General features: G+C 57.7%; 9 protein-coding genes. 7 read left to right on the forward strand and 2 right to left on the reverse strand.

Going from position 1 to position 9,629, the window contains the following annotated elements:
• The first annotated feature begins 222 nt into the window (after positions 1–222).
• Positions 223–696 (forward strand): hypothetical protein, encoded by a 474-nt coding sequence (locus AB6804_RS16965; RefSeq protein WP_370887413.1) that lies wholly within the window; start codon positions 223–225, stop codon positions 694–696.
• 255 nt (positions 697–951) lie between these two features.
• Positions 952–1,341 (forward strand): hypothetical protein, encoded by a 390-nt coding sequence (locus AB6804_RS16970; protein ID WP_370887414.1) that lies wholly within the window; start codon positions 952–954, stop codon positions 1,339–1,341.
• A 937-nt stretch (positions 1,342–2,278) separates the two neighbouring features.
• On the opposite strand, the gene AB6804_RS16975 is transcribed toward AB6804_RS16970, so the two are convergent.
• Positions 2,279–3,049 carry an endonuclease NucS domain-containing protein gene (locus AB6804_RS16975; protein WP_370887415.1) on the reverse strand — a complete coding sequence of 257 codons (771 nt, stop codon included), beginning with the start codon at positions 3,047–3,049 and terminating at the stop codon, positions 2,279–2,281.
• A 424-nt stretch (positions 3,050–3,473) separates the two neighbouring features.
• Between AB6804_RS16975 and AB6804_RS16980 the strand changes: the two genes are divergently transcribed.
• Entirely contained in the window at positions 3,474–5,054 is a 1,581-nt protein-coding gene (locus tag AB6804_RS16980) for an isocitrate lyase (RefSeq protein ID WP_370887416.1), read from the forward strand.
• Positions 5,055–5,237: 183 nt separating this feature from the next.
• Here the strand turns inward: AB6804_RS16980 and AB6804_RS16985 are convergent, their stop codons facing one another.
• Positions 5,238–5,840, reverse strand: coding sequence for a hypothetical protein (locus tag AB6804_RS16985; RefSeq protein WP_370887417.1), 603 nt, complete (start codon positions 5,838–5,840; stop codon positions 5,238–5,240).
• A gap of 534 nt (positions 5,841–6,374) precedes the next feature.
• Between AB6804_RS16985 and AB6804_RS16990 the strand changes: the two genes are divergently transcribed.
• The 4 genes from AB6804_RS16990 (at position 6,375) to AB6804_RS17005 (ending at position 9,298) form a co-directional block, all read left to right on the forward strand.
• A complete protein-coding gene (locus AB6804_RS16990; protein ID WP_370887418.1) occupies positions 6,375–7,676 on the forward strand; it encodes an RNA-guided endonuclease InsQ/TnpB family protein in 1,302 nt (433 codons plus the stop codon).
• 42 nt (positions 7,677–7,718) lie between these two features.
• A complete protein-coding gene (locus AB6804_RS16995; protein ID WP_370887419.1) occupies positions 7,719–8,342 on the forward strand; it encodes a hypothetical protein in 624 nt (207 codons plus the stop codon).
• 189 nt (positions 8,343–8,531) lie between these two features.
• On the forward strand, positions 8,532–8,906 hold the full coding sequence (locus tag AB6804_RS17000; protein WP_370887420.1) for a hypothetical protein: 375 nt from the start codon (positions 8,532–8,534) through the stop codon (positions 8,904–8,906).
• A gap of 125 nt (positions 8,907–9,031) precedes the next feature.
• On the forward strand, positions 9,032–9,298 hold the full coding sequence (locus AB6804_RS17005) for a hypothetical protein (protein ID WP_370887421.1): 267 nt from the start codon (positions 9,032–9,034) through the stop codon (positions 9,296–9,298).
• Positions 9,299–9,629 lie beyond the last annotated feature (331 nt).

Consider the following 9,629-nt stretch of genomic DNA (forward strand, 5'->3'; position numbering starts at 1 on the left):
GAGTGAAAAAAGTCGTCGAGTGCGCCTCGAAAAACTCCTTGCATACGCGACAGTATTCGGCCCCGCGAAAATCTCCCGGCCCACTCGTTAGTTTCTCGACCCGTCATGCCCCTCCAATCGCACTATACGATTGGCGACGATTGATTGACTCGATCGTCGACGCGGCGTCTAGCCGCCAAGCGCTAGCGGCGTGTTCTCATTCATTGATTAAAGGGAAGTGAAATGCCGGTTCTTTTCGTTGTACGCAAAGGTTTGAAAAGGTTGGAATCGAAGTTCGACACAAATATCTGGGCCATGAGCCTGGACAACGTCGTGGAAGTGGTTGGACATCCGGATTGCCCGCATATCACAGATGGACTGGAAGTCGGTCGTGCATACCAGTTTGAAGAAGAGCAGTGGTTCGCCGTTGGGAGGAAGAGGCGCGAATTTTACAAGCGCATGGAACAGTTGGCGGAGTTGGTCGGCTACAACTGGCGAGCGGCCGGTGCTGATGCTCCAGGACCGTTTCGCGAACTGTTTCGCCATCCGGGCGAGTTCGGGACTATTGGGCCAGTTGCCTCGGCTAAGCTGGCCGCCGATTTTGCGGCGTGGGATGTTAGGGCGTTAGCACTCGGAAAGCGCTTCTATTCTTGGTTCGGTTTGATGTCGAAGATGTTCGACTATGCGAAGAATGACGGCGCGGTCTGGCAACAATAACGAGCGAAGAACGTGATGAGCGACGATATCGATGTTTATGCTGGGACGGTCGAATCGGGTGCCCTGTTGCCTGTTTGGGCGCTTGGAAGTAGAGCGCCCGAACTGGCCGGAGTGCGGGAAGACACCCCGGCCATCACGTGCATGATAGATCCGTCGCTGGCGGATTTCATAGGGTCGTGTTAGGAAGGACGGCAGCTTTCTTTGGGATGGTTCGGGACTCGCCAACCTCACTTCATCCGTCTGCGTTATCGCGACGTGGAAATCTATTGGCTCGTCGACCACAGCGACCCAGAAATCTGGGAGACGGTTCAGAGGTGGAAGCTCACTGGACGAGTGCCGATCAGGTTAGAGATTTCCGGTGCGGCGCAAAGGAAGTTTTTAATCGTTACAGCAAATATGCCGACAGACACCGGCGCTTTCGACGATGCACTTCGTTTCGGCGGAGGGGAGGAAGCGAGCACACACATGTGGATATGCCTGACGGCGCTGGCTGGAAACGGAAATTGGCAATGGGACGAGGAGGACGGCGAGATATACGATATTTGGACCGTGCCACTTCGGCACAGTCTTTTTAGAGTGCTCTCGACTCGGCGCTGGGAGGAATTCCTGAACCATCGCGACGACGTCCCGGTTGATGTCGACTAAGACGTGAGGACCTCAAGCATCATGGTGGCGTGCCGCCTTGCCACATCAGATTCGGGCCTGTTTGTAAAAAAGCATTGGTGAGGGCAGGTCGGAAGATAAGCGCGAGGCTCTCATTCGTCTCGGGAGCCGTCTCGATCTTGTGTCGGGATGCTCGAATCTGGGCCGACACTTGTTTGGGCGGCGGCAGCAGCCGTCAAAATCTGGCGCGTACGCTCGATGGTCCAAGTTACCTCCGCGCTTGAAAAGTCCCAAATTCCACTGTCGACCTTTTTGAGCACTCCTTCCTCGACCTTAGACACGGCCGTCTGCAGAGACCACGCGTTCGCCGTCATCTTCCGAGACGCGTACGCTGCCAGTTGCTCCGCAAGGTCATCACATATTACGAACCTCTCATACACCTCGTCATCGGTCGGTTCTGCTTGGTATTTATCACCGACCTTTCGCAGCAGAAGTTTCGGCTGCGCCCCGGAAATCGCGCCCTGCGAGGGGGACCTCGGGAAGTCGACGGGAAGAGGCTTTGGGCTCATGTAGACACCTCGGCGCAAATGGTGCGTCCAAGGTATCAATGTCGATCGGCGTGCGCAAGAGATAACGCCGCTGGCGCGTCAACGGAACAGTGAGCTTACTGCGGGAAGGAAACCGCTCTCGTTGTGGGACAGCTTCGGCCTGCATCAATATGAGCTGAGCACCGGCTGCTAAGCGACCCTCGGCCTCGCGAGGAACGAAGGCACTCGGCATTGAGTTGGGCCTGAAGGATTTGCTGATACGTGCAGCAATCGCCCAGTGCTGTTCCAATAACGTGAGTGCCGTGCCGGCGATTTCTGCCCGGCCTTTTCCCGGCCGCCCTTATGCCGTTGCCTTGAGCGTGCTGTAGACGACGCCGCGCCGAAAGCCGCGGTCAGGCGAGCACGCGGCTTTGCATACGACGGGGCTTCGCTCAGCCGGCTGCCGCCGCCGCGGGTTCCTTGGGCAGTGAAGCCTCGGCAGCGCCAATGGCGTTGAGGTCGAATTTGAGTCGATACTCGAAAAGCGAGACCTTCGGCACGACTGCGATCGCTTCGCGCAAGCTCTCGCTAATCGAGCGCGCGACAATGACACCGCTTACCGACTTCCCATGCGCAAGGTTCAACGACACCCAACCCATGTAGCTCGCGATCTGGCCAATGGCCTTGTCCGGTGCCTCGCCGCGCTTCAACTCGAAGACCACGAAATTGCCGTCGTCGTCGACGGCGAGGATGTCGATTCGCCGACCACTGCTCGTGGGGTATTCGCGGCCAGCCGACACGCCGTCAGAATAGAGGCGTAGGCGCTTGCCGTTGACCGGAATGGACGGGAGATTATCGGCGATGAACTCTTGCAACTGCCGCTCGAGATGAAACACGGTGTCCGCAAGAGACTCGGAGTCGTCACTCGATCCGGCCAGTTCTTCCGCGTCGCCGGCCATATCGCCCAGGAGTTCTTCGGCCTGACCCGCTTCGCCGGGGCGCTGGATGCGCACCTCCGTCGGCGTTTCGACCACGCTCCACCCCATCTTCTCGAAGCCCCAGCGCAGTCGCTGCGAATTATCGCCGCCGCTGGTCGCTGCAGACATCCCGGGCGGCGCTTGCTCGGGGTGCAGCCGGCACCACTTCTTCATTTCGTGCACCTGCACGCCGCCGTCGGGCATTGCCTCGACAATCAAATAGCGCTTCGGGCTTTGTCGTTCCATGCGCGGTCTCTCTTCTCGACGAGGCGTCGCCTACGTTTCTCGGGTCGATCATTCTAGCGGGCCGCGCCCGGCGGGAGTCGACCCGTGTCATACGGATCGCTTGGATGACGTCTAACCTCGACCATTCAGCCGCATGAGCTGTCCCGCGTTCGCGGTCGTCTCGCGCTGCGCCATCTCGAAAGCGCTTTTCACAATGCGCAACACCCTGGAATTTCTCGCCGCGAGGACTTTTCGAGTGTTGAGAGCCTGTTTTGCATCGCGGAAACGCGCTCCTATCTCATTGAAAAGCAATAACAAAATATGTCTTATGTCTTATATAAGACTTGCGGGACTGTCGGTATCATTGAGTCATGGATTTCGCTACGACCTACGTGGCAGCAGGCTCCACCATTTTTTCGACACACATTCTTCTCAGGAGCTTCACATGACCCAGTATCAAGACGACATCAAGGCAGTTGCTGATTTGAAAGAGACACACGGCAGCGCGTGGAACGCCATCAATCCGGAATATGCGGCACGCATGCGCGCCCAGAACAAGTTCAAAACGGGCCTCGACATCGCCAAGTACACGGCCAAGATCATGCGGGCCGACATGGCCGCCTACGATTCCGACCCGTCGAAGTACACTCAGTCGCTCGGCTGCTGGCACGGCTTTATCGGTCAGCAGAAGATGATTTCCATCAAGAAGCATTTCAACAGCACCGAGCGCCGCTACCTGTACCTCTCCGGTTGGATGGTGGCCGCGCTGCGCTCCGAGTTCGGCCCGTTGCCGGACCAGTCGATGCACGAAAAGACCTCTGTCAGCGCGCTGATCCGCGAGCTGTACACCTTCCTGCGCCACGCCGATGCACGTGAACTCGGCGGCCTGTTCCGCCAGTTGGACGCTGCCCAAGGCGCTGCCAAGGCCGCCATCCAGGAGAAGATCGACAACCACGTGACCCACGTGGTGCCGATCATCGCCGACATTGACGCGGGTTTCGGCAACGCGGAAGCAACCTACCTGCTGGCTAAGCAGTTCATTGAAGCGGGCGCATGCTGCATTCAGATTGAAAACCAGGTGTCCGATGAGAAGCAGTGCGGCCATCAGGATGGCAAGGTTACCGTGCCGCACGAGGACTTCCTGGCAAAGATCCGCGCCATCCGTTACGCCTTCCTCGAACTGGGCGTGGACGAAGGCATCATCGTTGCCCGCACCGACTCGCTGGGTGCCGGCCTGACCAAGCAAATCGCCGTAACTCACACTCCTGGCGACCTCGGCGACCAATACAACTCGTTCCTTGATTGCGAAGAGTTGTCGGCCGACGAACTGGGCAATGGCGATGTCATCATCAAGCGCGACGGCAAGCTGCTGCGTCCCAAGCGCCTGGCCAGCAACCTGTTCCAGTTCCGCGCCGGCAGCGGCGAAGCGCGCTGCGTACTGGATTGCGTCACCGCGCTGCAAAACGGTGCCGACCTGCTGTGGATCGAAACCGAAAAACCGCATATCGCGCAGATCGGCGGCATGGTCAGCGAGATTCGCAAGGTCATCCCGAACGCCAAGCTGGTGTACAACAATAGCCCCTCGTTCAACTGGACCCTGAATTTCCGCCAGCAGGCGTATGACGCCCTGAAGGTAGCGGGCAAGGATGTGTCGAAATACGACCGCGCGCAGCTGATGAGCGTCGAATACGACGACACGGAACTCGCCAAGCTCGCCGACGAAAAGATCCGCACCTTCCAGGCCGACGCGTCGCGCGAAGCGGGGATTTTCCACCACCTCATTACGCTGCCGACCTATCACACCGCCGCGCTGTCGACCGACAACCTCGCGAAGGAATACTTCGGCGACCAGGGCATGCTGGGTTACGTGGCTGGGGTGCAGCGCAAGGAAATCCGTCAGGGCATCGCGTGCGTCAAGCATCAAAACATGTCCGGCTCGGACATCGGCGATGACCACAAGGAGTATTTCAGCGGTGAAGCGGCTCTGAAAGCGGCGGGCAAAGACAACACGATGAACCAGTTCTGATACAGGTGATACTCAAGCAAAACGCCAACCTTCGGGGTTGGCGTTTTGCTTTTCGGAGCGGAGTCGGACATTCGAGTGCGAGGGTCTGTACGCTCATATCGGGAGCGGGGTCGGAGGACCATGAGTGCCATACCGTGGGCCACGACTACGGGCCCAGTCGAAGAGGCGGCGACGTCACGTCTATCATTCAACCTCGGGATGGGCGGGTCTTCTTTCCCGGGCAACCAGGCTTCGGAGCCGAAAGAGTTGAGCGGCCTTGGTTCCAAGTCTTTCGTACTTTTTGCCCATCGCCGCATGCTCAACGCAATGCAAAACCTCGAGTGCAGCTTCCCCACAGCGATTGCCGCCCCGTTGCGCAAATATCAGCTCAATCGCGAGCCCCCTTTTTCGAAGCTCCGCGAAAATCCATTCAGCGGCCGCTTCTCCGGTTTTCGGTCGTGCCGGTAGGGGCAGAGCCATCATCATTTCCGCGTTTGCCTCGTCGAGCGCGTTGCAATACACAATCGCCTCGAGGTCGATTAATACGTTTTCTGCTTTCTGTTCGTCTTCCTCAGAGGCCGAGCGCCAATTGGGGAAGCGCTCCGAAATGGCTTCGACTACGGTCGTAGGGTCGAGCTCCCGCCAGAACCTTGGAAGCGGCTTGTAGGCGTACTCGAGGGAAAGGGAAAGATTTCTTGTGTTCAGGTCGGCGTCCTCGACTCCGGAGTCGACTAGAAAAGAGACGACGGTCTTCGCGACTTCGGCGTAAATGTTCTTTGCGTCTTGCTGATTTTGTTCTGGGCTCATACAGTTGCGTTCTTGGTTGTTGGAAATGCCAAGCGACTTTCTTCGCGCGCAGATCAGTATAGTTAAGACGGTCTAGATGAGTTGCCCCCGATGACCGCATTCCCTGGCTGCCAAAACCTTCATGAGGCACGGTCAGTAGGCGTTGCGGCATGCTGGTTTATGTGGCTGGCTGGCGTGCAGCGTAAAGAAATTCGGTAGGCCATCCCCTGCGTCAAGCAACAGAACATGTTCGGCTCCGACATCGGCGACGGCCATAAGGAATATTTCAGCGGCGAAGCGGCCCTGAAAGCAGCGGGTAGGCGCTGAGCCCAAGGGGGAGTAATGAACTGCTCTGTGTCCCACAGCGATTGCTGGTCGCGCCGAGCTCAAATCGTGTTTGATCGCGCGTTGGATTGTCGATTCGTGAAACAGACGTCTGCCAAAATGCTCGGAAAGCGCCGGCCTTTTGGCCGATGATGCAGAGCGCATCGAGCAAAAACCTGAAGATTCGGTTGGTTTGCACAAAGTATGGCCGTCCGTACGCCTATACTGTGCATGACCGCCAACACAGACTTCACCACTCGCACATTGCGCCTGCGCCTGAAAGACCGGCACGCAGCTTTTCTGCGTGGGCAAGCACGCGAAGTGAATTTTGTTTGGAATTTCGTCAACGAGCTGTCGCTGAAAATCTTTGAGCGCGAAGGCCGATTTTGCTCCGCGTACGACCTGCATCGCTACACCGTCGGCGCAACGAAAGAAGGCATCTCGTTGCTTGCTCAAACGGTGCAGGCTATCACCGAGAAACTGGTGGCACGCCGCCGACGCTTCAGGGAGCGCCGGCTGGCATGGCGCAAGTCTGCGGGTACGCGCCGCTCGCTTGGCTGGATTCCGGTGAAAGCGGCAGGCTTGCGGTACCGGGATGGGCAAGTCTGGTATTGCGGCATGCCGCTATCGCTGTGGGATAGCTACGGGCTGGACCAATTTGACCTGGGAACCGGTTGCTTCAGCGAAGACAGTCGCGGTCGCTGGTATCTGAATGTCACGGTCAAGCGGAAGCGGCTACCGGCTTCGCGAGCGACGAAGGCCGTCGGCATTGACCTTGGCTCGAAGGATTTCCTGGCCACGAGCGATGGCTTAAGGATTGAGGCCCACAGCTTTCAGCGCGACCTGGAGCCGGCGATCGCCGCCGCCCAGCGCGCGCACAAAAAGCAGCGCGTCGCGGCGCTTCACGCCAAAGTGAAGGCCCGCCGGAAAGACGCACTGCAAAAACTCAGCACCGCGCTCGTACGCGAGTACGGTGCCATCTTCATCGGCAACGTGAATGCGTCCGCCCTGGCGAAGACCCGACTCTCGAAGTCGGCGCTCGACGAAGGATGGGGCGCGTTCCGGACCATGCTGCAGTTCAAAGGCGCTGACGCCAGCGTATGGTTCGAGCAAGTCGAAGAAGGAGATTCAACCCAGACCTGCTGGTGTTGCGAAAGCCGCGCGGGGCCGAAAGGCGCCGCTGCGAATCAGTGTCGAGAAGCTCTACATCTCGCAGTCGGAGCCGAAGGCGAAGAGCTGCCGCCACTGTCCGCAGTACATCGGCGTTACGCGTCTTCGTCTTCGAGATATTGGACTGAGGCAGTTGGCGTCGCAGCAGGTCTTGGAATAAGAAGCTGGAGATGTGAGGTCTGCGGCACGCTGCACGACCGGGGCGTCAACGCAGCGAAGAACATTCTCGCGACGGGAATGCTCTCACGTGCCGCAAGCACGGAGCTGCAAGATGGCCAGACATCCACAAGCTTCGCGGTCGGACGTGGCCGTCTTGCAGAAGGAATCACCGCCCTGAAGGACGGCGAGGCGTCAAAACAATAGTCCGTTTCAGGTGAATTCAACGATTGATTCAGGAGTAGCGGTATGGCAGTCTTTTTTCTCGCATGCAAACAAATTGAACGCTTGGAAGATTTTCCGGCAAATTTCTGGAACGAGCCACCGGAAAAGACATTTCTCGCGACCGGTAACGAGTTCTGTCCCACCATCACGCTGGGGCTGCACGAGGGTTGGGTCTATCGATGTGAGCGCGAGCGCATGTTCAACGTCGCTGAACAAGAGACTGACTTGGATGCTCGCCTAGAGAAATTGGCAACGCTCGTTGGCTTCAATTGGCATATACATGGCATTGGCTGTGCCGGTCCGTTCTATGAACTTTTCCGCTACACACCGTACTTCGGAACCATCGGTCCGGTGGTGTCGTCCAAGCTGGCGAATGATTTTGCATGGTTTGACGACCGCGCTCGGGCGCTGGGAGACATTGGTTTTTACGCGTGGTTTAATCAGATGCGGGAAATGTTTCAGTTCGCAGGCGAGCACGGCGCGGTATGGTGCGTCGACGAGTGCAAACACAGTAAGACTCACGCTCGGCTGACCTCCAAAGATGGCGTTATCGCATTTCTCCATGAAACGATGAGAGACGAAAGTGAGCGAATTGCGAGGGCCGCGCGCGAAAGTGGATTGAGCTTGTCGGTAAGGACAACACCATGAACCGCTTCTAATACAGGTGGTACCCAAAGCGAAACGCCGATCTTTATGGTTGGCGTTTCGTCTATTCGGGGCGCAGATGGACATTCGATAATCTGCGTGTTTGTATCGGGAGCGTGCTGAAGGCGGCAAAGCGAAGATCGCCGCGTAAATCTAGCTGGTGTACGTCGGCATGAGACCGGCGGTTCCAGTTTGTCTCACCACGAACGGCGTGCAGAATCGGTTCTCACGCTCGAGGATTTTACGCCCCAGCTCGTTGTGAAATTCCAGCAAAAATTAACATCACGGGCAGCTCAGGCTCGCTGCATCGATGGGACGTTCTTTGAGCAGGAAATAGAGCATATCGCGCGCGTGATGATGCCGTCATTGATAGGAGACCCCGGCGGGCCAATTCTGCCGGCCGAATACTGGCGCGGACGGCTCCACGAGCTTCTGGAAGGGACGCATCTGACGCGCGCCCAACTCTGCGCGCTGGATAGTCTGCTGCTTCAACTGGACGACCTTGAGGGCAGGGGCCGACCGACACCAGCGGGAAGCACTTGTCCGTGTCGCACCGGCAAGGCTTGATATCGCGTTGCTGCGATACGGAAGGCGGCCAGATAGTCCATTAAAACCTCAGCTATGAACGGCATGCAATCTCCATGATGAGGATCCGACGTCGCAAGGGAAGGGCTCGCGTTCAGATTTCAATCATGGAACGTCTTCGGGGACGGCGCCACCGGCGGCGAGGCTGGTGTTGCGTTGACGGTTTCAGCGTCGAGACGATGTCTTGGCCGGCTTCATCTTCAATTGCCTTGCAGTCGGAAGCGGCGTTTCCGCTTAGGGAAAGCCATCAAATCAGCGAAGAAGATTCAATGAATCTTTATGACGTTCGCTTCAATCCAGAAAAATTTGCAAAACGGCTTCTGGCTTTACGAAATTGGGACGACGTTGATTTCGCGCCAAAACATGGGATATAAACGCCATCCGTGCATGCTATATTCGGTGCGTCTCCCACACATCGAGGGAGAACCGGCGCGCGAACACCGGGCCGCCGCATAACGCGGCGGCCCGTGCTCCGATAGAGAGCAAGATCATTAGTCAGCGCACGGACTACATGCGCAAATACCACTCGCCGGGACCGATACGGCCGCTCCGAGTATCGACGTCGCGCTTGTAGCCAAGCTCCTCCTCGAAGCCCAACGTTCGCAAAACGTCGCGTACATGCGTAAGGTGGCTCTTTTGAAAACGGAGTGGGTAACGGCCTTCAGCGGGCATGCGAGTTGAAGGCGGAGAAGTCCAGTTTGCCTG

Origin of the sequence: Caballeronia sp. RCC_10 (genome assembly GCF_041360715.1) — a bacterium.
Lineage (GTDB): Bacteria > Pseudomonadota > Gammaproteobacteria > Burkholderiales > Burkholderiaceae > Caballeronia > Caballeronia grimmiae.

Coding starts and splice junctions, on each gene's coding strand:
- AB6804_RS16980 (WP_370887416.1), top strand. CDS start 3,474: ATGACCCAGTATCAAGACGACATCAAGGCAGTTGCTGATTTGAAAGAG.
- AB6804_RS16985 (WP_370887417.1), bottom strand. CDS start 5,840: ATGAGCCCAGAACAAAATCAGCAAGACGCAAAGAACATTTACGCCGAA.
- AB6804_RS16995 (WP_370887419.1), top strand. CDS start 7,719: ATGGCAGTCTTTTTTCTCGCATGCAAACAAATTGAACGCTTGGAAGAT.
- AB6804_RS17005 (WP_370887421.1), top strand. CDS start 9,032: ATGGAACGTCTTCGGGGACGGCGCCACCGGCGGCGAGGCTGGTGTTGC.
- AB6804_RS16990 (WP_370887418.1), top strand. CDS start 6,375: ATGACCGCCAACACAGACTTCACCACTCGCACATTGCGCCTGCGCCTG.
- AB6804_RS16965 (WP_370887413.1), top strand. CDS start 223: ATGCCGGTTCTTTTCGTTGTACGCAAAGGTTTGAAAAGGTTGGAATCG.
- AB6804_RS16975 (WP_370887415.1), bottom strand. CDS start 3,049: ATGGAACGACAAAGCCCGAAGCGCTATTTGATTGTCGAGGCAATGCCC.